General features: G+C 62.9%; 25 protein-coding genes. 17 read left to right on the forward strand and 8 right to left on the reverse strand.

What is annotated here, in order from left to right; translation table 11 throughout:
- The first annotated feature begins 19 nt into the window (after positions 1 to 19).
- Positions 20 to 832: a phage shock protein PspA gene (gene pspA, locus AC1Q6C_RS13975; protein WP_003942098.1), complete on the forward strand. Its 813-nt coding sequence runs from the start codon at positions 20 to 22 to the stop codon at positions 830 to 832.
- A 31-nt stretch (positions 833 to 863) separates the two neighbouring features.
- Positions 864 to 1,709 (forward strand): phage shock envelope stress response protein PspM, encoded by an 846-nt coding sequence (gene pspM, locus AC1Q6C_RS13980; RefSeq protein WP_020907518.1) that lies wholly within the window; start codon positions 864 to 866, stop codon positions 1,707 to 1,709.
- 38 nt (positions 1,710 to 1,747) lie between these two features.
- Here the strand turns inward: pspM and AC1Q6C_RS13985 are convergent, their stop codons facing one another.
- The 3 genes from AC1Q6C_RS13985 to AC1Q6C_RS13995 are packed head-to-tail and all read right to left on the reverse strand — an operon-like array spanning position 1,748 to position 3,633.
- Positions 1,748 to 2,353, reverse strand: a complete 606-nt coding sequence (locus AC1Q6C_RS13985) for an energy-coupling factor transporter transmembrane component T family protein (RefSeq protein ID WP_230359808.1) — start codon at positions 2,351 to 2,353, stop codon at positions 1,748 to 1,750.
- Positions 2,350 to 3,030: an energy-coupling factor ABC transporter ATP-binding protein gene (locus AC1Q6C_RS13990; RefSeq protein ID WP_492666678.1), complete on the reverse strand. Its 681-nt coding sequence runs from the start codon at positions 3,028 to 3,030 to the stop codon at positions 2,350 to 2,352. The genes AC1Q6C_RS13985 and AC1Q6C_RS13990 overlap by 4 nt, the downstream gene beginning before the upstream one ends.
- A gap of 6 nt (positions 3,031 to 3,036) precedes the next feature.
- Complete coding sequence (locus tag AC1Q6C_RS13995) at positions 3,037 to 3,633, reverse strand: biotin transporter BioY (protein ID WP_007735162.1); 597 nt, start codon at positions 3,631 to 3,633, stop codon at positions 3,037 to 3,039.
- Between the two features lie 225 nt (positions 3,634 to 3,858).
- On the opposite strand from AC1Q6C_RS13995, the gene AC1Q6C_RS14000 reads away from it, so the two are divergent.
- The 8 genes from AC1Q6C_RS14000 (at position 3,859) to recX (ending at position 10,349) form a co-directional block, all read left to right on the forward strand.
- Entirely contained in the window at positions 3,859 to 4,047 is a 189-nt protein-coding gene (locus AC1Q6C_RS14000; protein ID WP_020907519.1) for a hypothetical protein, read from the forward strand.
- 17 nt (positions 4,048 to 4,064) lie between these two features.
- Positions 4,065 to 4,778, forward strand: coding sequence for a PIG-L deacetylase family protein (locus tag AC1Q6C_RS14005; protein ID WP_042450681.1), 714 nt, complete (start codon positions 4,065 to 4,067; stop codon positions 4,776 to 4,778).
- Between the two features lie 73 nt (positions 4,779 to 4,851).
- A complete protein-coding gene (locus AC1Q6C_RS14010) occupies positions 4,852 to 5,490 on the forward strand; it encodes a TetR/AcrR family transcriptional regulator (RefSeq protein WP_003942216.1) in 639 nt (212 codons plus the stop codon).
- Positions 5,491 to 5,492: 2 nt separating this feature from the next.
- Complete coding sequence (locus AC1Q6C_RS14015) at positions 5,493 to 7,028, forward strand: glycerol-3-phosphate dehydrogenase/oxidase (RefSeq protein WP_230359809.1); 1,536 nt, start codon at positions 5,493 to 5,495, stop codon at positions 7,026 to 7,028.
- Between the two features lie 12 nt (positions 7,029 to 7,040).
- Positions 7,041 to 8,204: a glycosyltransferase gene (locus tag AC1Q6C_RS14020; protein WP_230359810.1), complete on the forward strand. Its 1,164-nt coding sequence runs from the start codon at positions 7,041 to 7,043 to the stop codon at positions 8,202 to 8,204.
- Positions 8,205 to 8,256: 52 nt separating this feature from the next.
- Positions 8,257 to 8,451, forward strand: a complete 195-nt coding sequence (locus tag AC1Q6C_RS14025) for a DUF3046 domain-containing protein (RefSeq protein WP_003942185.1) — start codon at positions 8,257 to 8,259, stop codon at positions 8,449 to 8,451.
- A 273-nt stretch (positions 8,452 to 8,724) separates the two neighbouring features.
- Positions 8,725 to 9,762, forward strand: coding sequence for a recombinase RecA (gene recA, locus AC1Q6C_RS14030; protein ID WP_007735170.1), 1,038 nt, complete (start codon positions 8,725 to 8,727; stop codon positions 9,760 to 9,762).
- 8 nt (positions 9,763 to 9,770) lie between these two features.
- Complete coding sequence (gene recX, locus AC1Q6C_RS14035) at positions 9,771 to 10,349, forward strand: recombination regulator RecX (RefSeq protein ID WP_050655795.1); 579 nt, start codon at positions 9,771 to 9,773, stop codon at positions 10,347 to 10,349.
- A gap of 115 nt (positions 10,350 to 10,464) precedes the next feature.
- Here the strand turns inward: recX and AC1Q6C_RS14040 are convergent, their stop codons facing one another.
- The 4 genes from AC1Q6C_RS14040 to gluA all read right to left on the reverse strand — a co-directional run bounded on the left by AC1Q6C_RS14040 (position 10,465) and on the right by gluA (position 13,829).
- Positions 10,465 to 11,361: an amino acid ABC transporter permease gene (locus AC1Q6C_RS14040; RefSeq protein WP_054188531.1), complete on the reverse strand. Its 897-nt coding sequence runs from the start codon at positions 11,359 to 11,361 to the stop codon at positions 10,465 to 10,467.
- Positions 11,358 to 12,038 (reverse strand): amino acid ABC transporter permease, encoded by a 681-nt coding sequence (locus AC1Q6C_RS14045; protein ID WP_019748198.1) that lies wholly within the window; start codon positions 12,036 to 12,038, stop codon positions 11,358 to 11,360. Before AC1Q6C_RS14045 ends, AC1Q6C_RS14040 begins: the two co-directional genes overlap by 4 nt.
- A gap of 99 nt (positions 12,039 to 12,137) precedes the next feature.
- Complete coding sequence (locus AC1Q6C_RS14050) at positions 12,138 to 12,974, reverse strand: glutamate ABC transporter substrate-binding protein (protein ID WP_020907523.1); 837 nt, start codon at positions 12,972 to 12,974, stop codon at positions 12,138 to 12,140.
- A gap of 126 nt (positions 12,975 to 13,100) precedes the next feature.
- A complete protein-coding gene (gene gluA / locus AC1Q6C_RS14055) occupies positions 13,101 to 13,829 on the reverse strand; it encodes a glutamate ABC transporter ATP-binding protein GluA (protein WP_007735175.1) in 729 nt (242 codons plus the stop codon).
- Between the two features lie 231 nt (positions 13,830 to 14,060).
- On the opposite strand from gluA, the gene miaB reads away from it, so the two are divergent.
- Together miaB and AC1Q6C_RS14065 are read left to right on the forward strand one after the other, a co-directional pair.
- A complete protein-coding gene (gene miaB / locus AC1Q6C_RS14060; protein WP_047271495.1) occupies positions 14,061 to 15,608 on the forward strand; it encodes a tRNA (N6-isopentenyl adenosine(37)-C2)-methylthiotransferase MiaB in 1,548 nt (515 codons plus the stop codon).
- Positions 15,605 to 16,195, forward strand: a complete 591-nt coding sequence (locus tag AC1Q6C_RS14065) for an Rv2732c family membrane protein (protein WP_003942155.1) — start codon at positions 15,605 to 15,607, stop codon at positions 16,193 to 16,195. Before miaB ends, AC1Q6C_RS14065 begins: the two co-directional genes overlap by 4 nt.
- A gap of 94 nt (positions 16,196 to 16,289) precedes the next feature.
- Here the strand turns inward: AC1Q6C_RS14065 and AC1Q6C_RS14070 are convergent, their stop codons facing one another.
- Positions 16,290 to 17,675: a DUF349 domain-containing protein gene (locus tag AC1Q6C_RS14070; protein ID WP_003942193.1), complete on the reverse strand. Its 1,386-nt coding sequence runs from the start codon at positions 17,673 to 17,675 to the stop codon at positions 16,290 to 16,292.
- A gap of 139 nt (positions 17,676 to 17,814) precedes the next feature.
- On the opposite strand from AC1Q6C_RS14070, the gene AC1Q6C_RS14075 reads away from it, so the two are divergent.
- From AC1Q6C_RS14075 to hflX, 5 genes are all read left to right on the forward strand, one after another.
- Positions 17,815 to 18,576 carry a class III extradiol dioxygenase subunit B-like domain-containing protein gene (locus AC1Q6C_RS14075; protein WP_054188530.1) on the forward strand — a complete coding sequence of 254 codons (762 nt, stop codon included), beginning with the start codon at positions 17,815 to 17,817 and terminating at the stop codon, positions 18,574 to 18,576.
- Positions 18,564 to 19,499, forward strand: coding sequence for a tRNA (adenosine(37)-N6)-dimethylallyltransferase MiaA (gene miaA, locus AC1Q6C_RS14080; RefSeq protein WP_007735177.1), 936 nt, complete (start codon positions 18,564 to 18,566; stop codon positions 19,497 to 19,499). Before AC1Q6C_RS14075 ends, miaA begins: the two co-directional genes overlap by 13 nt.
- A gap of 84 nt (positions 19,500 to 19,583) precedes the next feature.
- Complete coding sequence (locus AC1Q6C_RS14085) at positions 19,584 to 20,255, forward strand: class F sortase (protein ID WP_007735179.1); 672 nt, start codon at positions 19,584 to 19,586, stop codon at positions 20,253 to 20,255.
- 32 nt (positions 20,256 to 20,287) lie between these two features.
- Positions 20,288 to 21,157: a diaminopimelate epimerase gene (gene dapF, locus AC1Q6C_RS14090; protein ID WP_230359813.1), complete on the forward strand. Its 870-nt coding sequence runs from the start codon at positions 20,288 to 20,290 to the stop codon at positions 21,155 to 21,157.
- 75 nt (positions 21,158 to 21,232) lie between these two features.
- Positions 21,233 to 22,708 (forward strand): GTPase HflX, encoded by a 1,476-nt coding sequence (hflX, locus tag AC1Q6C_RS14095; protein WP_065455669.1) that lies wholly within the window; start codon positions 21,233 to 21,235, stop codon positions 22,706 to 22,708.
- Positions 22,709 to 22,712 lie beyond the last annotated feature (4 nt).

The raw sequence follows: 22,712 nt of genomic DNA on the forward strand, positions 1-22,712 counted from the left end.
TGGAGGCAGGATCAAACCAATGGCTAATCCTTTCGTCAAGGGCTGGAAGTACCTGATGGCGCTCTTCAATTCGAAGATCGATGAGAAGGCAGATCCAAAGGTTCAGATTCAGCAGGCGATCGAGGACGCACAGCGCCAGCATCAGGCGTTGTCCCAGCAGGCTGCGTCGGTGATCGGTAATCAGCGTCAACTCGAGATGAAGCTCAGCCGTCAACTCGACGAGGTCGAAAAGCTCAACGCCAACGCGCGCCAGGCCGTCAACCTCGCCGATCAGGCCGCTGCTGCCGGCGACAACGACAAGGCGATCCAGTACACCAACGCTGCCGAAGCTTTTGCGGCCCAGTTGGTGACGGCCGAGCAGGGCGTCGAAGATCTGAAGGCACTGCACGACCAGTCCTTGCAGGCCGCCGCTCAGGCCAAGAAGGCTGTCGAGCAGAACGCGATGACTCTGCAGGCAAAGGTTGCCGAGCGCACCAAGCTGCTCAGCCAGCTGGAGCAGGCCAAGATGCAGGAGCGCGTGAGCGAGTCCCTTCGGTCCATGGACAGCACGCTGTCGGCTCCCGGCAACACACCCAGCCTCGATGCTGTGCGCGACAAGATCGAGCGGCGTTACGCCGACGCACTCGGCTCTGCCGAGCTCGCCCAGAACTCCGTTCAAGGCCGCATGATGGAGGTCCAGCAGGCCTCGGTCCAGATGGCAGGGCACAGTCGCCTCGAGCAGATTCGTGCTTCCATGAAGGGCGAGGCACTGCCTTCCGGCGGCGCAGCAGCCACTCCTGCGACTCCGTCCGTCGAGAAGCAGCCCCCGGCTGCCGGTCAGACCGGGCAGTAGCCGAATCCTCGATGTCGGCAGTGATGCTCTGATGTTTTCTTCACGAGACGGCCGATCTGGGCGCGAGCCCCGGTCGGCCGTTCCCGTTTCCGTATCCGGCGCCTTCGGAGCGTTGGGACGCACCGCGGACACATTGCGCGAGGTCGGACTGTCTGCGGCGGATGCCGCTCGGCGGTGGCAGGACCCGCGCGCCAAATTCGAGCGCAAACGAGCCCGTGCACGTCGACGCGCTCAGCGTTGGGGTTTCATGTCCGGCGGATCAGTGGTCGGCACGGCCGGCCTTGCGGTTGCGTCGGCCCCCGAGTGGTCGGTGGTCGTGGCAGGCGGGGGAGCGGCACTGTTCGCGGTTCCCGCCGTCATTGCGGTCGGTCGTTACCGTTCGATGAGTTCCGGCCCACCGCCGTCGGCGCCGATTCGCCGGCGCTTGCCACCGTCGTCGTCTCGCGCGTTCATCCCGATGTCTCGCCTCATCGGCGCCGAGACTTCGTTGTTCGAGATCTTGAGTGTGCTCAGGCGCGCCGACACCATCGACCCCGGTGAGTTGGACGAAATCACTGTTACCGCCGATTCGGCATTGAGAGCGATGTTCGCGGTGTCTTCGGATGTCGTCGCGATGGAACGCGCCGTGGCCGCTACACCCAAGGTGACCGAACCTCTTGATCCCACCATCGACGGCGCAGTTCGTGAGTTGCAGTCGGGGTTGGATCAGTACGAGGATCTGGTGACCTCCGCAGCTGCATTGACAGCGCCTCACAGCCCTTCGGCTCTGGTGGGATTCAACCGAGAACTCTCGGCGCTGCACGCGGCCGCCGAGCGACTCTCGGCGCTTGCCGACGCCATCGGTGAGGTGGACGACATCACCCGCAAGTACAACTGATCGGTCCTCGCGCCTGATCGATGCACCTGTTCGAAATCTCAGTCGTCGGCGCCGCGGGCCGCCAATGCTTCACCCATTGCGTCCGCGGTCATCAGGGTGCCGACAATGACCGGAACTGCGAAGGATCGCAGCGAGAATACGAGCCCTCGCGCCTTGCGTGCCTCGGACACCTGTGTGATGACCTCGAACATCAGCGGGATGCACCGGATCGTCATTGCGAGGAGCAAAGCGATCCGTTCGGGATTGACCCCGAAGCGTCGCAAGGGTGTCAGGAACCGGGTGATCGCGTCGAGCATCTCGGAGATCCGTGTGGTCAGACCCATGATCGCCGCGAAGGCGATCGAGATGATCAGAACCCCGCACACGACGGCCGCTCGCTGCCATCCCGCGACTATCAGCTGGAACGCCCCGATGAAGAGCAACATCCACAGCGCCGGACGCAGCTGCCGGATCGCAGTCATCGGAGGAATGCGCGCAATCGCGTACAGGGCCACAACGACGATCGTGGGAACTGCCAGTTGCCACGGCTCACGTACGAAGATCGAGACGGCCAGGATCGCCATGATCAATGCGAGGAGCTTGATCCCCGTCGGCATCCGGTGCAGGAGCGATGTGCCCGGTCGGTAGACGCCGAGAGTGGTCACGAGACCAACGACCGGTAATGGCCGATCGAGTCGGCGGGGGAGCCGTCGGCGACGACACGGCCTTGGTCGACGACCAACACCCGTTCGAATGATTCGAGGAGGTCGAGTTGGTGGGTCACGACGATCAGTTGTTGATCGAGTGACTCGAACACCGAGCTGATGAGTCGCGAGTTGCGAAGATCGAGGAGCGTGGTGGGCTCGTCGGCGACGAGTACGTTCGGTTCCGTCACCATGATGGCCGCGAGCGCGAGGAGCTGTTTCTGCCCACCGGAAAGCTGGTGGGTGGGATGGTCGGCGTGCCCGGCGAGGCCGTAGCGTTCGAGCACCGAGGCCACCTTTGCGGCGCGCTCGGCTTTGCCCAATCCGCTACGGCGGAGCGAGAATTCGATGTCCTCGGCAACCGTCGGCATCACGATCTGGTGGTTGGGATCGGTGAAGACGAATCCGACCTGCTTGCGTACGTCGCGGCCCTTCTTCGCCGTGTCCAAGCCGTTGATGTGGACGTGTCCTTCCGTCGGAACGACCAGTCCGTTGATCATGCGAGCGAGGGTCGACTTGCCGCTTCCGTTCGCACCCACGATCCCGATTCGCTGCTCGCTCAGTCGCAGATCTATCTGCTGAAGGACCGTTCGTTCACCGAAGCTGTGTCCGACGTTCTCGAAGACGATCTCACTCATCGGAGATTAATTCGCCACCACGGTCTTGTTCGACGAGATCACCGAGTCGCGCAGTAGTGCCGGGTATGCCCGGTGAACCTGGGACGCGACCAACGCGGTGACGACCGCTTTTGCGGCGTCGAGCGGGATGAAGGCGGCGTTGGCCGACCATGCGGCAACGAAGCTCATGTGTCCGCGGACCATCATTCCTACGATACCGAACGCGTAGAGAACGACGACGCCGCCGAGAAGGTTGATGCCGATGCCCGCGATGATCCGGTACTTGGGCAGCATCTTGGCGGTCAGCCATCCGATGACAAACGCCGTCGGGATCCAACCGATGAGGAATCCGGCTGTCGGGCTCGAGAGAGACACGAGTGCGGTGCGACCGCCGGCAAGGACCGGTAGACCGACCAATCCCAGAGCAATGACCGTCAGGACGGCGAGAACACCCTTGCGCGGTCCGAGTAGAGCGCCGGCCATCATGACGCCCATGGACTGAAGGGTGATCGGCACGCCGGAAATGCCGATGTTGATCGACCCGGGTAGGCCCAGCGCGATGATGAGTGCGGCGAAGACGGCTACATGCGCGAGATCGCGAGCGGGGAAACGGGTCGTAGACACTGCGGACGTGCTCCTTCGGCATACGGGATCGAACTTCGCGAGTTTACGCCAGGAGCAAGCTCCCATGGGTTGGACACCTGACCTGCGTGAGGGCCGGTCTCGGGGTGAACCCTGATCTTTACCTGAACTTGCCGCTGAGCTGCTGCTTTGTCACGCCAGACCTGTCAGGCTGGTTCTACGGACGACGCAGCACCTGTCCGATTCGACTGATTATTCAACGGCACGTTGGAGGTAAGCATGTTTTGGAAGATCGTTTTGGCCGTCGTACTGGTGTGGGTCGCACTCGCGGTGGTCGGTGCCCTGATCAAGGGGCTTTTCTGGGTTCTGGTGGTCGGCGCTGTCGGCTTCGGAATCTACTTCCTGGTGAAGGCGATGTCGGGAAGTGACGACAATTCGCCCGCTTCGCGGTTCTGACGGGCAAGATCTGCCCTATGGAAAACTTCCCCGAGGACTGGCAGCGCGCGATTGTCATCGTGGCGCATCCCGATGACATCGAATACGGCGCAGCCGCAGCAGTGGCGCAGTGGACCGATCGCGGCAAAGACGTGCGATATGTCCTGGCCACGCGCGGCGAGGCCGGAATCGCCGGTCTGTCGCCCGAAGAGTCCGGCCCGATCCGCGAGGAAGAAGAGCGTCGCTCGGCCGCGATCGTCGGTGTCGGTGAGGTGGAGTTCCTCGGCCTGCCCGACGGTCGTCTCGTGGAAGGCTTGGAGTTGCGCTCGACTCTCGCCGCAGCAATTCGCCGCCACCGTCCGGAATTGGTGGTGACGATGAACTTCTCCCACACCTGGGGCCCCGGCTATCTGAACAGCGCAGATCACCGTGCACTCGGGATCAGCGTCCTCGACGCAACTGCCGACGCAGCAAACGAATGGATCTTTCCCTCGTTGACGGCGCAGGGACTGGCGCCGTGGCCCGGTGTTCGATGGGTTGCGGTCAATACGATGACTCCCACACACTGCGTCGACGTGACGTCGACGGTCGATCGCGCCGTGGATTCGCTCGCGGAACATGCGCGATATCTGGCGGCGCTGAGTTCCACGCCGATCCGGGAACAGGCGCGTGCACAGATCGACATGGTCAGCGGACCGAAGCCTGGTTTCGACGCCGAGCGAGCAGTTGGTTTCGAGTTGTACTATTTCTGATGATCTCTGAGCGAGAGAAATCGCAAGTCCCGACGGGATTACCGGTGACTTGTCCGGTATTGTGTTACACACGATGGTAATCCGTAACGCAGATGACTCAATTGCCCCTCGCAAGGCAGATGGTCAGCGCATCCCCAGCCGCGAGATCGACGACGTGATTCTCGACGCAGCAAGGTCGTGTGTCCTCGATTTCGGAATGCAGCGAACCACACTTGCCGAGATCTCGCGTCGCGCCGGCGTGAGCCGACCGACGGTCTACCGGCGATGGCCGGACACGCGAGCTGTCGTCGCGGACCTACTCACCCGGGAGATCCGATCGGTGCTGCCCGAGGTGACCTTCAACGGGTCTGCCGGCACGTTGCTCGTGGAGGCGATCGGTGACGTCGTCGGCCAGATTCGCGACCATCCGCTCTTCGTGAAAATTCGGCAAGCCGATCAAGAATTGCTGACGACCTACATCGTGGACCGGCTCGGCGCGAGCCAGAAGTCGATTCTCGAGCTGATCACGTCCGTTGTCGCGGCCGGCCAACAGGATGGTTCGATTCGCGAGGGAAGCGTCAACGAGATCGCGGCGATGGTTCTACTGATGGCTCAGTCCGTCGTCATTTCTGCGCCGACTCTCGAGCCGGAGCTTTCCTCCGATGCGTCGGTCGAGCAACTTCGATATGCGGTCGCTGCTTATCTGGCACCCGTCAAGAATTCGGGAGAATAGCTGTGAGCCCCCTAGATTCAGCAGGCAGCGATTCAGCGCTCAACGCACAACGGCGTACTCGTGAACTCGAGCAGTTGGCGAACGGCGATTCGGTCGACGTCCTGGTGATCGGCGGCGGAATCACCGGTGTCGGTGTCGCTCTCGACGCCGTGACTCGTGGACTCAGTGTTGCGCTGGTCGAAAAGCACGACCTCGCGTTCGGCACCAGCCGCTGGAGTTCGAAACTGGCACACGGCGGCCTTCGGTACCTGGCTTCCGGCAATGTCGGTATAGCGCGTGAAAGTGCGGTCGAGCGCGGCATTCTCATGACGCGCACCGCGCCGCACCTCGTTCGCGCCATGCCTCAACTCGTACCGATGTTGCCCGAAACGTCGTTCTTCGGGAAGGCCCTGGTGCGTACCGGTTTCCTGGCCGGTGACGCTCTGCGCATGTCGGCGCGAACCCCGGCTTCGGTGCTGCCCAGATCACGGACGGTCAGCGCTGCGCGGGCGCGCGAATTGGCTCCCGCGGTCAAGCAGGAGAACCTACGAGGCGCCTTGACCGCGTTCGACGGGCAGCTCATCGACGACGCCCGCCTCGTCGTCGGTATCGCCAGAACCGCAGCGTCGCACGGCGCGCGAATCCTGACCCGCGTCGGTGCATACGACGTATCCGGAACGTCGGCCACCTTGCGCGACGAGTTGACCGGATCCGAGTTCTTGATGCGTGCCCGCGTCGTGGTCAATGCGACCGGTGTCTGGGCTGATCAGGTCGACTCCAGCATCACCCTGCGCCCCAGCCGCGGGACGCACCTGGTGCTCGATGCAGCGCGATTGGGGAACCCCACGGCAGCGCTGACCGTGCCGATTCCCGGCGAGACCAACCGTTTCGTCTTCGCCCTGCCCGCCCAGCTCGGCCGGATCTACCTCGGGTTGACCGACGAAGCAGCGCCGGGACCGGTGCCAGACGTGCCGTCGGCGTCAGAGGACGAGATCGACTTCCTGCTCGACACCGTGAACACGGCGTTGGAAGTTCCGCTGACCCGTGGGGACGTCTTGGGGACCTTCGCGGGTCTGCGTCCGCTGCTGGACACCGGTGAAGGCTCGACGGCCGACCTCTCGCGCAATCACGCTGTAGTCCGTTCGGACTCGGGCTTGGTCACGGTGGTAGGCGGAAAACTCACGACGTACCGCAAGATGGCCGAAGACGCCGTCGACGCTGCGGTCGAGGTCGGGTCGCTGAGCGCCGGGGCATGTCGGACACGCGCGTTGCCGCTGGTAGGCGCTGCATCACCGGCGGAATTGAAGAAGATCAAGGCACCCGCGTCATTGGTGGCGCGATACGGCACCGAGGCCGAGGTCGTTGCCGCGGCGAGCGGCGATCGTCTCCGGTCGGTTGCGGACTTGGAGATCTGCGGTGCCGAGTTCGATTTCGCGGTGTCGCATGAAGGCGCCCTCGACGTCGACGACGTCCTCGATCGCAGGACGAGAATCGGATTGGTGGCTTCGGATCGCGAACGCGCACTGGGTGCGGCGGAACAGGCCTTTCACTCGGTGTGACACTCTGATCCGGTGCGTGTAGCCGTTGTTGCCGGGCCGGACCCGGGTCATGCTTTTCCCGCAATAGCGTTGTCGCTGGCGTTGATCCAGGCCGGCGACGAACCGATCCTGTACACGGGGACCCGGTGGGTCGAGGCAGCGCGAGCAGCCGGCGTGGAAGCCGAGCCGCTCAAGGGCTTGGCCCCGCGGCCGGGAGACGACGATCTTGATGCAGGCGCTCGGATTCATTCGCGCGCCGCCTATATTTCCACCGAACTGCTTCCCGACCTGAAGTCCGTCTCCCCGGATCTCGTCGTTTCCGACATCCTCACTGCCGGAGGCGGATTGGCAGCCGAAAGACTTGGCATCCCCTGGGTGGAACTCTCGCCTCACCCGCTGTACTCACCTTCACGGGGGTTGCCGCCGATCGGCAGTGGGCTCGCGCCCGGCGTCGGAATTCGTGGTCGACTCCGCGATACCCTGATGCGCGCAGCGACGGGACGTTCGATCAAGCAAGGGTTGGCCCAGCGATCCCAGGCCCGTGTCGGTGTCGGACTGCCCGCTCTGGATCCCGGTCCGCAAGCGCGGCTGATCGCAACACTTCCGGCACTCGAAGTGCCTCGCCCCGACTGGCCGGAGCGCGCTCACGTCGTCGGACCGCTTCTGTGGGAGCCGACCGAGGTGATTCTGGATCCACCGCCAGGTGACGAACCGCTGGTTATGGTGGCGCCCTCCACGGCGCACACCGGCGCAGTGGGAATGTTCGAGGGCACCGTCGAAGGACTCGACGGAGCCGGTGTGCGGCTGATCGCGTCGATGCTCGACGGGGCTGAAGGTGAGCATCCTGATTGGGTTCGTGCAGGTCTCGGACGCCAGGACGCGATGCTGCGTGACGCGTCGGTGTTGGTATGTGGCGGCGGGCACGGCATGTTGGCGAAGGCCCTGCTGGCCGGCGTGCCGACGGTCGTCGTTCCCGGGGGCGGGGACCAGTGGGAGTTGGCCAATCGCGCTGCGCGGGCAGGGACGTCGGTGATCGTGCGGCCCGCAGATGCTCAGTCGATTCGCGATGCCGTACTGCAGGTGCTCTCCGACAAACGATTCGCGGAAGCTGCGAGAGCGGCTGCCGCGACTGCGTCGCAGGTCACCGATCCGGTGGCGGTGTGCCGACAGGTGGTCAACGGTGGTGTGACGGCGTGAGCACGTTGCGCCTGAATGCAGGTGCACCGCTCTGTGGACTACGGTGGCGGCTGTGCGGTTGACCGAATTTCATGAAATGGTGCGCGAAGAGTTCGGGCAGGTACGAGGCGACTCGATGCTGATCGACCATGTACTCCAGAGTCTCGACGGAATGACTGCCGCGGAGGCCGTCGAAGCAGGCTGGGAGCCTCGCGAGGTGTGGCGTGCGCTCTGTGTGGAGTTCGACGTACCACCCGCCCGCCGCTGATTCTTCGGCGTGTCGAACGTCTCCCATCTTCTGTTCGAACACGTGTTCGTCTATGCTGAAGCTGTTCGGTGGTGACGCTCCTTTCGTAACTGCGAACTTTCGGTTATCGACAAAGCACAGTGATCGACAAGCGCTAAAGCAAGATCGAAAAGTCTGTCGGTGGCCGGATCTACTCTGATCGCAACACACCAACAGGGTCGGCTCAGGCAGGCGCTGAAGAGACGGAGTCTGCTCAGGCAGGCACTGAAGACTGAAACAAGGATGGGGATCACGATGGCACCACAGGCACCTGATCGGGACAAGGCACTCGACCTCGCGTTGGCGCAGATCGACAAGAACTTCGGCAAGGGTTCGGTGATGCGCCTGGGTGAGGGTGTCCGCCAGCCCATCGCCGTCATTCCCACCGGTTCCATCGCGCTCGACGTCGCGCTGGGTATCGGCGGACTGCCGCGTGGCCGCGTCATCGAGATCTACGGCCCGGAGTCCTCGGGTAAGACCACCGTGGCACTGCACGCAGTTGCCAATGCTCAGGCCAACGGCGGCATCGCGGCGTTCATCGACGCGGAGCACGCACTCGATCCCGACTATGCAGCCAAGCTGGGCGTCGATACCGATGCACTCCTGGTCTCGCAGCCCGATACGGGTGAGCAGGCCCTCGAAATCACCGACATGCTGATCCGTTCAGGCGCCCTCGACATCGTCGTGATCGACTCCGTGGCCGCTCTTGTTCCTCGCGCCGAGATCGAAGGCGAGATGGGTGACAGCCACGTCGGTTTGCAGGCTCGACTGATGAGCCAGGCGCTGCGCAAGATCACCGGTGCCATGAACAACTCGGGCACCACCGTCATCTTCATCAACCAGCTTCGCGAGAAGATCGGTGTGATGTTCGGTTCTCCCGAAACCACCACCGGTGGTAAGGCACTGAAGTTCTACGCTTCGGTCCGCCTCGACATCCGTCGTATCGAAACTCTCAAGGACGGTACCGACGCAGTGGGTAACCGCACTCGCGTCAAGGTCGTCAAGAACAAGGTCGCGCCGCCGTTCAAGCAGGCCGAGTTCGACATTCTCTACGGCCAGGGCATCAGCAAGGAAGGCTCGCTCATCGACATGGGTGTCGAGCACGGGTTCATCCGCAAGTCCGGCTCCTGGTACACCTACGAAGGTGACCAGTTGGGTCAGGGCAAGGAAAATGCTCGTAAGTTCTTGCTGGAGAACACCGATATCCGCGACGAGATCGAGAAGAAGATCAAGGAAAAGCTCGGTATCGGTGCTGACGTCACTGCAACCGACGAAGCTCCCGCCGACTTCTGAGTTCAGTCATGAGCTTCGACGACGGTGACAACGGCGAGAATGCTCGTGAAGAGTACGGCGCTCCTCGGCGTCGATCCCGTCAACGATCCGAGAAGCCGTCGCAACGCGCAGAAGGTGGGACGGAGGCGCAGGCCAAAGATGCTTGCCTACGCCTCCTGACCGACCGGGCGCGCAGTCGTTCCGAGCTGGAAACCAAGCTGAGCGGGCGCGGCTTCGAGCCCGAGATCATTGCCAAGGTCCTCGATCGACTCCAGGAAATCGGGTTGATCGACGACGCGGACTTCGCGAACCAGTGGGTTCATTCGCGGCATACGTACTCGGGCAAGGGAAAGCGTGCGCTTGCAGTCGAGTTGCGGCTCAAAGGAATCGACCAGGACACCGCTTCCGAAGCGTTGTCACAGATCGATCCGGAAGATGAACGCGAGCGAGCAGCGGAGCTGGTTCGGCGGAAGCTGAAGAACAAGCCCGTCGATGATCGCGACAAGGCCACGCGTCGACTGGTCTCGATGCTGGCACGCAAGGGATATTCAGCGGGGATGTCCTACGAGGTGGTCAAAGCCGAGATGGCGGCGGTCACCGACTCGTAGCGAAGTGCAGCATTCAGAACAAAAGGGCGGGGGTACCACCGAAATTCGGTGGTACCCCCGCCCTGTTGTGTATTCGCGCTAACGCGGCTGGATTCGACTCACGGCTCCATCTGATTCACGGCTTGGTCAAGTCCATGCCCGGAACCGAAACGGCGGGGTCGGCGGACGGCGCCGCGATGGGGCCCTTGCCCTTTCGCTTTCCCGAACGCAGGCGCTTCTCCACCTTGGTTGCCAGGAAGGTCAGAGCCGAGTTGAGAGCGATCATGATCGCTGCGACCACGATGAGCGCCGGCAAGAAGTTTCCGTAGAAGGTGCCGAGCTGTTGGGCCTGACGCACCAACTCGACATACCCGATCAGGTAACCGAGGGCGGAGTCCTTCAGCGCCACGACCATCTGCGAGATCAGGGCCGGGAGCATGGCGGTAACCGCTTGGGGGAGCAGGATTGTCACCATGATCTGCGTCTTGCGCATGCCAAGTGCCTTGGCGGCCTCACTTTGCCCACGGGGGAGTGAGTTGATTCCGGCGCGGACGATCTCGGCGATCACGGAACCGTTGTACAGGGTCAAGCCCACCACGACTGCGGCGAGTGCGAGGTACTTCGACTTGAAGACTTCGTATTCGGCAAACACCTGATACGAGAAGATCATCAGAATCAGCACCGGTACCGCGCGGAACAATTCGACGATGACGCCGCAGATCTTCCGAATGATGTTGTGCTCGGAGAGTCGACCGATACCCAGGGCAGAACCGAGGATGAGCGCGAAGACGATGGACATCGCAGCCGCGATCAACGTCCCTCGGATACCGGGTATCAGATACGTTGTCCACGAGGTGGATTCGAGGAACGGATCCCACTTCGCTGCTGTCAGCTGGCCCTTTTCGTCGAGCGCGCGGTAGACGACGTACCCGATTGCCACCATGAGTGCGGCGACGACAAGGGACGCGAATCGGTAGAGATTTCGCGCTCTCGGACCGGGCGCGTCGTAGAGAACTGTTGCGCGGTTGCTCATCGTGAAACCTCGAATCGCTTGCTCAGCTTGCCGAAGATCAAGCCCATGGGAAGTGTCAGGATCACGAAACCGACAGCGAAGATTCCACCGACGACGAAGATCGCGGCTTCGTTCTCGATCATCTTCTTCATCAGCGCTGACGCTTCGGAAACGCCGATCACCGCGGCGATGGTCGAGTTCTTGGTCAGTGCGATCAGCACGCTACCCAGCGGTGCTGTGACCGCGCGAAAAGCCTGAGGCAAGACGATCAGCCGAAGATTTTGTGCAAACGACAGACCGAGTGATCGGCCCGCTTCGGCCTGGCCGACCGGAACGGTATTGATTCCCGATCGAAGTGACTCACACACGAACGCGGCGGTGTAGACACTGAGGCCGAGTACGGCGAGTCGGAAGTTGTTGTCTGTCAAGAACGTCGGTGAGTCCGACTTGGCGAGGTTGACTCCGAGCGTCTGCGAAAGACCGAACAGGCAGAACAGCAGAATCAGTGTCAGGGGGGTGTTTCGGAACACGGTCACGTACGCGGTACCCAGGAATCGGGCGACCGGGACCGGTGACACGCGCATTGCCGCAATCAGGACACCGATGATGACGGCGCCGATCGCGGAGAAGAACGTCAGCTGGATCGTGGTCCAGAAGGCTTCCAGAATCTGGTCGCCGTACTTGCTCAGAAGGTTCACTTGCCGTCTCCCCAGATCACGGGATCTCCGTTGGTGGCGTCACGCGCTGCGGCTCCCGAAGTGGGGAGCCGCAGCGAGATTGACGGTGAAAAAAGCAGGTCAGTAACGATCAACGGTGGGCGGTGCCGGGATGGGGTAGCCCGAAGCGCCAACGGTGTTGTTGAAGGCTTCTTCCCATGCGCCGGTGGAGATCATCTTCTCGATGGCGTCGTTGATCTTGCCGCGACCCTCGGAATCGTCCTTGGCCAGGCCGACGCCGTACTTTTCGGTCGTGAACGGTTCTCCGACTACCTTCAGCTCGCCCGGGTACTGGGCAGCGTAGCCGGCGAGGATGATGTCGTCGGTGGTGACAGCGTCGACAGCGCCGTTACGCAGAGCCTCGACACAAGCGGAGTACGTGTCGAGCGGCTGGAGTTGGACATCCTTGGCGTAGTTGTCCTGGATGTTCTGCGCCGGAGTCGAACCCGACACCGAGCAGAGCTTCTTGCCGCCGGTCAGGGAATCGGGGCCGGTGATGTCGGTGTTGTCGGAGCGAACGAGCAGCGACTGGCCTGCGATGAAGTACGGGCCGCCGAAGCTGACCTTTTCCTTGCGCGTGTCGGTGATCGAGTATGTCGCGACGATGTAGTCGACCTCGCCGTTCTGGATCAGGGTCTCGCGCTGGGCTGACGGAGATTCCTTGAAGGTGATGCCTTCGGGCTTTACGCCCAGTTCGTTTGCGATGTAACGGGCTACCTCGACGTCGAAGCCGGAGAAGGTGCCGTCAGGGTTGCGCTGACCGAGGCCGGGCTGATCGAACTTGATGCCGACGGTGAGAGTGCCGTCGGAAGCGCTCTCGGTGATCGACTTGTTCTCCTCGCCGCCGCCACAGGCCGTGGCAGCGAACGCGATGGCCATGATTCCGATTCCGAAACGGACGGAACGATTGATCTTCATGAAGATCCTCTCAGTTGTCGACACACGAACAGTGCAGTCGAGATGAACGGTGCAGCCGAGGTGAACGGTGCAGTCGAGCAAGTTGTCTTGTGGACGAGGACAGGACTGTCGGAGGGGAGACTGTAATCAGTGCGTGAGGATCTTGCCGAGGAAGTCCTTGGCCCGATCCGACTTGGGATGGGTGAAGAACTCTTCGGGCGTGGTGTCTTCGACGACCTGGCCGTCAGCCATGAACAGCACACGATCGCCGGCTTTGCGGGCGAATCCCATCTCGTGCGTGACCACGAGCATGGTCATGCCTTCCTTGGCGAGGGAAGTCATGACGTCGAGGACCTCGTTGACCATCTCGGGATCGAGAGCGGAGGTGGGCTCGTCGAACAACATCACCTTCGGCTGCATCGCAAGAGCGCGAGCAATCGCGACACGCTGTTGCTGACCGCCGGAAAGCTGCGCCGGGTACTTGTCGGCCTGATTGGCGATACCGACGCGCTCGAGCAATGCCTGCGCCGTCTTCTTGGCTTCGTCCTTCTTCGCCTTGCGGACCTTCATCGGTGCGAGCATGACGTTCTCGAGGATCGTCTTGTGTGCGAACAGGTTGAAGGACTGAAAGACCATCCCGACGTCGGCACGAAGTGCGGCAAGTGCTTTGCCCTCCTCGGGGAGCGTCTTGCCGTCGACGGCGATGGTGCCCGAGTCGATGGGTTCCAGGCGATTGATGGTGCGGCACAGAGTCGACTTACCGGAGCCCGACGGACCAAGGACGATCACCACTTGGCCCTTGGGTACTTCGAGATTGACCTCTTGCAGGACGTGAAGTTCCCCGAAGTGTTTGTTCACCGAGGTCATCGAAATCATGGATGTGGAATCGCCGGAGGTGGTCGGCGTCGTCGCATCGTCGGCTTGGGTCATAAACGAGAACCTTAGGCGTAGTTTGCGTCGACGCCCGTGATTTCGCCATGGTTCTTGCCATATGTAATGGAAATTTTACTGTGACGACGTTTATGTCGCGTTTCGGCTGTTTATCAGGGCGTTATTACACGTCGTAGTGGACGTGAGCTAGGCTGAAGCGTGTCACTGATCGACGAAATGTCCCCTGCACTTCCGGAGCCGACTGCAGTTCCGGAGCCGACTGCGAAGTCTGTTCGCACCTACGAGGTGCGGACGTACGGCTGTCAGATGAACGTCCACGATTCCGAGCGACTGTCCGGTCTGCTCGAGGACGCCGGGTATTCGAAGGCGGAGACCGGAACCGATCCTGATCTTGTCGTCTTCAACACGTGTGCGGTCCGCGAGAACGCGGACAACAAGTTGTACGGCAACCTCAGCCAGCTCGCCCCGAACAAGGAGGCGAACCCCGACATGCAGATCGCGGTCGGCGGGTGCCTGGCGCAGAAGGATCGTGACACCGTCGTCAAGAAGGCGCCGTTCGTCGATGTCGTCTTCGGCACTCACAACATCGGCTCGCTGCCCGCGCTGCTCGATCGTGCGCGTCACAATCAGCGCGCCGAGGTCGAAATCCTCGACGCACTCGAGGCGTTTCCGTCGACACTGCCAGCCAAGCGCGAATCTGCTTATGCAGGTTGGGTTTCCATCTCGGTGGGCTGCAACAACACGTGTACGTTCTGCATCGTTCCGGCCCTGCGTGGCAAGGAAGTGGATCGACGTCCCGGCGACATTCTGGCCGAGGTGCAGGCACTCGTCGACGAGGGTGTCTCGGAAGTAACCCTGCTCGGACAGAACGTCAATGCCTACGGCGTGTCGTTCGCCGATCCGGAACAACCGCGCGATCGCGGAGCCTTCGCCTCCCTCTTGAAGGCATGTGGACACATCGACGGCCTCGAACGGGTGAGGTTCACATCGCCGCACCCGGCAGAGTTCACCGACGACGTCATCGAAGCGATGGCAACCACTCCCAACGTCTGCCCGCAGCTGCACATGCCGTTGCAGTCCGGTTCGGACAAGGTTCTCAAAGCGATGAAGCGCTCGTACCGCAAGTCGAAGTACCTCGGGATCATCGAGAAGGTGCGCGCCGCAATGCCGCACGCCGCCATCACCACGGACATCATCGTCGGGTTCCCGGGGGAGACGGAGGAGGATTTCGAGGAGACGCTGGACGTCGTGCGTAAGGCGCGATTCTCCAACGCCTACACCTTCCAGTACTCCAAGCGCCCGGGCACGCCGGCGGCGGAGATGGCCGATCAGCTTCCCAAAGAGGTTGTCCAGGAACGCTACATGCGATTGCTCGCCGTTCAGGAAGAAGTGAACATCGAGGAGAATCGCAAGCTCGTCGGCACCGAGGTCGAACTCTTGGTGGCAGCGGGGGAGGGTCGGAAGAACGCGGCGACTCAACGTCTCAGTGGTCGCGCGCGAGACGGTCGCCTGGTGCATTTCCGCCCCGAGGGAAACCTCGACGGCACAATCCGACCCGGTGACGTGGTGACGGTCGTCGTCACCCACGGAGCCCCTCATCACCTCGTGGCAGATGACGGAGTGCTCACGCACCGTCGGACCCGCGCCGGTGATTCGTTCGAAAAGGGCATCACACCCAAGACCCCGCCCATCGGCGTAGGTCTCGGACTACCGAAGATCGGTGCCCCGGCCCCACAACCCGTCCAGATGGGATGCAACGCATGACCTCGCAACACGAGAACACGACACCACAGCCGGGCGACGACGCCTTCGAGGGCTACCGCAAGGATCTCGACGACGCGGAACGCAAGGTCGCGGGAGAAATCGATCCGGGTGTGCGCGCCATGGTTGTCGCGGTTGCGGTGCTCGTGCTGGTCGGCACCCTTGCCCTGCCCCATGCGGGAGTTGCGAACGGCTGGGATGTGCTCGCGTACAACCAGGACGCGGAAACCGAACGGATTGCACTGTTCTCACGCTTGTTCGTGTGGTTCGTCGTCATCTTCGGCATCGGATTCTCGATGCTCGCGCTGGTCACGCGGCGTTGGAGTCTGGCCTGGGTCGCACTCGCCGGCAGTGCCGTGGCGAGCGCTCTCGGCATGATGGCCGTCTGGTCGCGTCAGACCATTCCCGCCGGTTTCAATGTGGCAGGACCGTCGATCGGGCTGATCATCGGATGGTTTGCCGTCGTGTTCTTGACGTTCCATTGGCTCAAGGTGGTCTGGACACGAACCAACATTCAGCTCGCTGCCGAGGAGCAACGCCGGATCGCTGCGGCCGAAGCCGAGAAGCATCAGGAATGGAACGTCGGCTGACACAGCAGGCCGTCCGTCCAAAGCACAAGACAACGCCGGCTGACTCCTTTCGGAGTCAGCCGGCGTTTTTGTTGTCTTTACAGCTCGTCGTCGATTACTCGTTGACGGCGCTTTCGGCAGCTTCGGCCCACTCACGCCACTGCTTGGCCTGAGCGAGAGCCTTCTCGGCGTCCTTCGTCTTGCCGGCAGCCTGAGCCTTGGCGGCCTGCTCCTCGAACTGGCTCACCCGCTCCTTGAACTGCGCGACCCGGGCAAGTGCTTCCGGATCGGTGCGACGCCACTCGGCGTCGACCGCGTCGCGCACCTTGGTTTCGATGGCCCGGAGCTTCGCTTCGAGTTCCTGCATTCGGTCGCGCGGCACCTTGCCGATCGCGTCCCACTTCTCCTGCAGGTCGCGAAGCGCTGCACGAGCATTCTCGAGTCCGTGCGCCGGGTCGATGTTCGCGTTCGCAGCGAGCAGCTCTTCCTTCGCGACTGCGTTCTGCTCGAATTCGGCGTCGCGCTCGGATGCAGCAGCGTTGCGCGCGGCGAAGAACACGTCCTGAGCGCCCTTGAAGCGCTTCCACAGGTTGTCGTCGGCCTCGCGCGGTGCGCGGCCGGCAGCCTTCCACTCGCTGAGCAGATCGCGGAATTCCCCGGCGGTCTGTCCCCATTCAGTGGAGGTCGACAGCTTCTCGGCGCGCTCGACCAGTTCTTCCTTCGTCGAACGGGCGCTCGCACGATCCCGGTCGAGTTCGGCGAAGTGCGCTCCACGTCGTCGGTTGAAGGACTCGCGAGCCTTGGAGTACCGCTTCCACAGCGCGTCGTCGACCTTGCGGTCGATTCCGCGAATCGTCTTCCACTCGTCGAGAATCTCGCGCAGTCGATCACCCGCGGTCTTCCACTGGGTCGACTCCGAGCCGATCTGCTCGGCCTCGACTGCGAGGGCCTCCTTGCGGGCGGTGCTTGCCGCGCGCGACTGTTCCTTCTCTTCCTTCGCGTGCGCTGCGGCCTCGTCGGAACCGGCAACGATCACGTCGAGTCGGCGAGCCAAAGCGTCGAGGTCACCGATCACTGCAGCGGTCGAGAGGGATTCGGACAGAGCGATGGCGGCGGCCTTGGTCTTCTTGGCGTCTCCGGCGCCCGACGTCAGTCGCGCCTCGAGTAGCGAGACCTCGGTCGCGAGGTCGTCGTAGCGACGACCGAAATGGGCGAGGCCCTCGGTGGCGTCGCCGGCCTGCCACGAACCGATCTGACGTTCACCGTCAGCGGTCTTCACCCAGGCGGTTCCGTCTTCCTCGACGCGTCCGAACTTGCTCGGGTCGCTGGCCGGTGCGGCGGTGACGGCATGCGAGGCTGCTGGTCCGGGGCGAGGTGCTCCGGGGCGGGGCGCACCGGGGCGTGGTCCACCAGGTTTGGGAGCGCCGGGTTTGGGTGCTGCCGGGCTCGGGCTGGCCGAACTGCTGTCGGCGCCGGTGGTGGGTTCACTGTTCTCGGTCATCGGTCCTCGTCTCTGCCGCGCGTCACGGCTGCCTGATCGCATTCCTGGTTCCATTGAACCCGGTACTCACGTTCTCCGACTATTGAATCAGGTAAGAGGGTGTGAGGTCGCCACCTCGGGGTCGACTAGCGTGGCAACTGTGTTGACTTCCGCTGTTCTCGTCCCCTCGGCGCCGTTACTCGTGCCGGAATTGTCCGGTGATTCGGCCGAGTCCGCTCAGGTGCGTGCTGCAGCGACAACCGCCGTGAGCCGGCTCGCTCACGAGGCGGTGCACTGGGTGGGCGTCGGTGTCGGCCCCGAGAATGCAGAACCCGAGAAAGCAGCAGGCGAACTCTGGCGATCGGGCGTCGGACGTGGGCAGATCGGTACGTTCGCTGGATTCGGCGCCGATGTCCGGACGTCACTGGACGCGGATGCGGCAGGCGAACCGGTGCCATCTCTCGAACTGTGCGCCCTTGTTGCCGGCTGGTTGCGTGGCCGAACAGACGTGGAGATAACCGTCGACATGCACGTCGTCAGTGCAAAGGCGTCGGCGAATGAATGTCGTGAATTCGGGCAGCAGCTGCGCAAGCAACTCGACAGCGACAACCGACCGCAAGGGCTTCTGATCGTTGCTGACGGTGCGTCCACGCTGACGGCAAAGGCGCCAGGAAGCTTCGACGAGCGCGCCGCGGGTGTGCAGTCGGCCATCGACGACGCCCTGACGGCCGGGGACCCGGAGGCGCTGCTTGCTCTCGATCCGCGGCTCTGCCGCAGTGTCGGAGCCCAGGGGCGCGCGGCGTGGCAGGTCCTGGCCGGTGTCTTTACGTGCTCGTCTCGGTCGGCCCATCCTCGCGCGACGGTCGACTACAGCGATGCGCCGTTCGGCGTCGGTTACCACGTCGGGACGTGGCGGCCGTGAACGTCCCTGAAGAACTTCGCCCGATCGCAGTTGTCGGTCCGACAGCGTCGGGAAAGTCCGATCTCGCGTTGGCACTGGCCGAGGAATTCGGCGGTGAAATCATCAACATCGACGCGATGCAGCTCTATCGCGGCATGGATATCGGGACCGCCAAACTGACACCGGCCGAGCGCCGTGGGATTCCGCATCACCTGCTCGACGTTCTCGATGTGAAGGAGACCGCCACCGTCGCGCGTTATCAAAGCGACGCGATCGCGATCGCCGAGGATCTGATCGCGGCGGGCAAGGTTCCGGTGATCGTCGGCGGATCCATGATGTACGTCCAGTCTTTGCTCGACGAATGGTCCTTTCCGGCAACCGATCCCGAAGTTCGTGCGAAGTGGGAGGCGGTGCTCGCCGAAGGAGGGGTCGGTGCGGTGCATACGGCGCTTGTTGCTGCTGATCCGGTAGCAGCGGCGTCGATACTGCCGACGGACGGTCGGCGGATGGTTCGGGCGCTCGAGGTCGTCGAGCTGACAGGTCTGCCGTTCGCGGCCTCGGCGCCGCAGATCGGTGACCCTCGATGGGGAACCCGCATTCTCGGCGTGGATCGGGATACGGAAGAACTCGACGCCCGGATTCGGTTGCGAACAGAGCTGATGTTTTCAGACGGACTTGTCGACGAAGTTGCCGTGCTCGTCGAGCAAGGATTGCGTGATGGCGTCACCGCGCCGCGAGCCATCGGCTACGCACAGGTGCTCGCACATTTCGACGGTGAATACGATCTGGCCGAAGCACTCGAACGGACGTTCATCGGGACACGGCGCTATGTTCGCCGACAACGATCATGGTTCCGTCGTGACGCACGCGTGCACTGGCTCGACGGTGCCGATCCGGAGCTGCCCAACTCCGCCTTCGCGGCGCTCGCAGATCGCGGTCTGTAACACGATCGAGCGGATCAGCTATCTTACAGTTAGCTATTTCGCGATCGATCGGTTTCGCGAGCGATGAACTGGAGGTCAACGAGCATGGCGCAGACCGCGGCGCACGCGCATCCGAAACGTCGACGCGCGGGTCGGCTACCGCTGGTTCTTCTGCTCGTCACATTTCTCACGGTCGGCGGGGTACTGATCTACTTTGCGGTGAGTGCGGCCGGGAAGCCCATCAGCGCACCTGTTCCCGAAGCGCCCTTCGATGTGGGAGCCCCAACCGATCCAGGGGCGACGTGGGCGCCTGCGCCAACGGATCTGCCGCCGAACACGCTCGCGATTCCCGATCTGGATGTGCGAGCCGACATCGTGACCAGTGGGTTCGGCGCCAACCGCGGAATGATCCTTCCGCATCCTGACAAGGTTTCGCATTTCACCAACGGCGTGCAGTTCGGATCTTCGGAGGGTACCAATCTTGTTGCCGGCCACGTCGACGACGGTGACCGCACGCACGGCGCCTTGTGGGGGCTGCACCAGATGAAGCCTGGAACACCGATCTATGTCAGTGACGACACCGGAACGATGTTCACCTATCACGCAGCGAGCCTGAAGTTGTACGAAAAGGTGGCTTTGCCTGCGGAGTTCTTCTCCGAATCCGGTGCGCCCAGGCTTGTCCTGGTGACCTGCGGCGGCGCAACCGTGCCCGACCCCTCGTTGCCGTCCGGCTTCACGTACGAACAGAACGTCGTGGTCACCGCGTCACCTGCGTAAGTCGCTCGGTAGGTCCGGATAGGATGGCGACCATGGATTTCAGTAAGGGCCACGGCACGCAGAACGACTTCGTTGTTCTCCCTGACCTCGACGTTCGGATCGATCTCGAGTCGGCGCGAGTTTCAGCGTTGTGTGATCGTCAGCGTGGCCTCGGCGCCGACGGCATCCTTCGTGTCGCCCGGGCAGGCGCACTTGCGGACGCGGGCGTGCTCGGTGCGCTGCCCGACGGCGTCGCTGCCGAAGACTGGTTCATGGACTACCGCAACAGCGACGGCTCCATCGCCGAGATGTGCGGAAACGGCGTTCGCGTATTCGCCCACTATCTCAAGGCCTCGGGCTTGGAGAGCAAGGACGAGTTCGTGGTCGGCAGCCGCGCCGGAGCGCGTCCGGTCGTGGTGCACGGCTACGACGCCACGCATGGTGACGTGACCGTGGCGATGGGCCCGATCAAGGACCTCGGCACCAGCTCGGCAACAATCGACGGCCGCGTCTTCGCCGGCGTCGGCATCGACGTCGGTAATCCGCATTTGGCGTGTGTCGACGAGCACGTGACGCCAGAAGTGTTGAGTTCGCTCGATTTGAGTGTTTCGCCGGGCTTCGATCCCGGGTTCTTCCCGCACGGCGTCAACATCGAGATCGTGACTCCGATCCACGACGGTGGGGTTCACATGCGCGTCCACGAGCGCGGTGTGGGCGAGACTCGTTCCTGCGGAACCGGAACGGTCGCAGCTGCGGCCGCGGCGCTGAGGTACGACGGCCGCGATGAAGGCTCGGTACTGGTGCGCGTGCTCGGCGGCGAGGTACAGGTCACCGTCGAAGGCGGCAAAGGGTCGTTGCGGGGGCCCTCGGTTCTGGTGGCGAGCGGAACGATCAGCGACGCGTGGTGGCAATCGCTTGTGTGATATCGCCCGCGGGAAATACGCCTGCAGGAAATACGGATGCACCGTGGCCAGGTTTCGTGGGACCATGGATCTTGTATGACGAACACACATGAAAACGAAGAGTCCACCGCTCACGAGCAGTCCGAGTACGCGCAAGCCGAATACACGGCAGCGTCCGCATCGGGCAACCCGTCGACCGGTGAGATGCAACTCGCAGATCGCGGCGCCCTGCGCCGCGTGGCCGGTCTGTCGACCGAGCTCGAGGACGTCACCGAAGTCGAGTACCGCCAGCTTCGACTCGAAAGAGTTGTCCTGGTCGGCGTCTGGACGCAGGGAACTGCCGAGCAGGCCGAGGCGAGCATGACCGAGTTGGCCGCACTTGCCGAGACGGCCGGCTCCGAGGTCCTCGAAGGACTGGTTCAGCGTCGCGACAAACCCGACGCTGCCACCTACATCGGTTCCGGCAAGGCGCAGGAACTGCGCGAAGTAGTCCTGGCGACCGGCGCCGACACCGTCGTCTGCGACGGTGAGCTGACGCCGGCGCAGCTCACGGCGCTGGAGAAGATCGTCAAGGTCAAGGTCATCGACCGGACAGCTCTGATTCTCGACATCTTTGCTCAGCACGCCACGTCTCGTGAGGGTAAAGCCCAGGTGGCTTTTGCTCAGATGGAGTACATGCTCCCGCGTCTGCGTGGTTGGGGCGAGTCGATGTCGCGCCAGGCCGGTGGCCGTGCCGGCAGTAACGGCGGTGTGGGCCTGCGTGGTCCCGGTGAAACGAAAATCGAGACGGACCGTCGCCGTATTCGTGAGCGCATGGCAAAACTACGCCGCGAGATCAAGGGCATGAAGGCCGCTCGCGACACCAAGCGCACACGTCGACTGCAGAGCGACATCCCGTCGATCGCCATCGTCGGATACACCAACGCGGGCAAGTCGAGTCTGCTCAATTCGCTCACCGGATCGGGTGTGCTCGTGGAGAACGCGTTGTTCGCCACCTTGGACCCGACCACTCGCCGCGCAGCACTCGACGACGGCCGCGAGTACGTACTCACCGACACGGTCGGCTTCGTGCGACACCTGCCGACTCAGTTGGTCGAGGCATTCCGCTCGACTCTCGAGGAAGTAACCGACGCGGATCTGCTGCTGCACGTCGTCGACGGTTCGGATCCGTTGCCGACAGAACAGATCAAGGCTGTGCGGGAAGTCGTCACCGATGTTCTGCGCGAGACGGATTCGAAGGCTCCGCCGGAGTTGATCGTGGTCAACAAGATCGACGCGGCAGATCCGGTTACGTTGACGCAACTACGTGGTCTGTTGCCTGGTGCCGTGTTCGTCTCGGCGCGTACGGGTGAGGGAATCGCCGAACTAAGAGCACATCTCAGCGAGGTGCTGGTTCGGCCGGAGGTCGAGGTCGACGTGCTGGTGCCGTACACGCGCGGTGACTTGATGGCTCGAATCCACTCGGACGGAACGATTTTGGAATCGACTCACGAAGAGGCGGGAACGCGGGTGCACGCACGCGTGCCACAGATGTTGGCCTCGGCATTGGTCGACTACGCACCTAGTGCGTAGTTTC

The organism is Rhodococcus sp. MT28, from assembly GCF_058792695.1.

What these genes read in the sequence shown, in the direction of transcription:
- pspM (WP_020907518.1), top strand. Translation starts at nt 864, where the DNA reads ATGTTTTCTTCACGAGACGGCCGATCTGGGCGCGAGCCCCGGTCGGCC.
- AC1Q6C_RS14010 (WP_003942216.1), top strand. Translation starts at nt 4,852, where the DNA reads ATGGTAATCCGTAACGCAGATGACTCAATTGCCCCTCGCAAGGCAGAT.
- AC1Q6C_RS14050 (WP_020907523.1), bottom strand. Translation starts at nt 12,974, where the DNA reads ATGAAGATCAATCGTTCCGTCCGTTTCGGAATCGGAATCATGGCCATC.
- hflX (WP_065455669.1), top strand. Translation starts at nt 21,233, where the DNA reads ATGACGAACACACATGAAAACGAAGAGTCCACCGCTCACGAGCAGTCC.
- recA (WP_007735170.1), top strand. Translation starts at nt 8,725, where the DNA reads ATGGCACCACAGGCACCTGATCGGGACAAGGCACTCGACCTCGCGTTG.
- AC1Q6C_RS14005 (WP_042450681.1), top strand. Translation starts at nt 4,065, where the DNA reads ATGGAAAACTTCCCCGAGGACTGGCAGCGCGCGATTGTCATCGTGGCG.
- pspA (WP_003942098.1), top strand. Translation starts at nt 20, where the DNA reads ATGGCTAATCCTTTCGTCAAGGGCTGGAAGTACCTGATGGCGCTCTTC.
- AC1Q6C_RS14040 (WP_054188531.1), bottom strand. Translation starts at nt 11,361, where the DNA reads ATGAGCAACCGCGCAACAGTTCTCTACGACGCGCCCGGTCCGAGAGCG.
- recX (WP_050655795.1), top strand. Translation starts at nt 9,771, where the DNA reads ATGAGCTTCGACGACGGTGACAACGGCGAGAATGCTCGTGAAGAGTAC.
- AC1Q6C_RS14085 (WP_007735179.1), top strand. Translation starts at nt 19,584, where the DNA reads ATGGCGCAGACCGCGGCGCACGCGCATCCGAAACGTCGACGCGCGGGT.
- gluA (WP_007735175.1), bottom strand. Translation starts at nt 13,829, where the DNA reads ATGATTTCGATGACCTCGGTGAACAAACACTTCGGGGAACTTCACGTC.
- AC1Q6C_RS13990 (WP_492666678.1), bottom strand. Translation starts at nt 3,030, where the DNA reads ATGAGTGAGATCGTCTTCGAGAACGTCGGACACAGCTTCGGTGAACGA.
- miaB (WP_047271495.1), top strand. Translation starts at nt 14,061, where the DNA reads ATGTCCCCTGCACTTCCGGAGCCGACTGCAGTTCCGGAGCCGACTGCG.
- AC1Q6C_RS14065 (WP_003942155.1), top strand. Translation starts at nt 15,605, where the DNA reads ATGACCTCGCAACACGAGAACACGACACCACAGCCGGGCGACGACGCC.
- AC1Q6C_RS14070 (WP_003942193.1), bottom strand. Translation starts at nt 17,675, where the DNA reads ATGACCGAGAACAGTGAACCCACCACCGGCGCCGACAGCAGTTCGGCC.
- dapF (WP_230359813.1), top strand. Translation starts at nt 20,288, where the DNA reads ATGGATTTCAGTAAGGGCCACGGCACGCAGAACGACTTCGTTGTTCTC.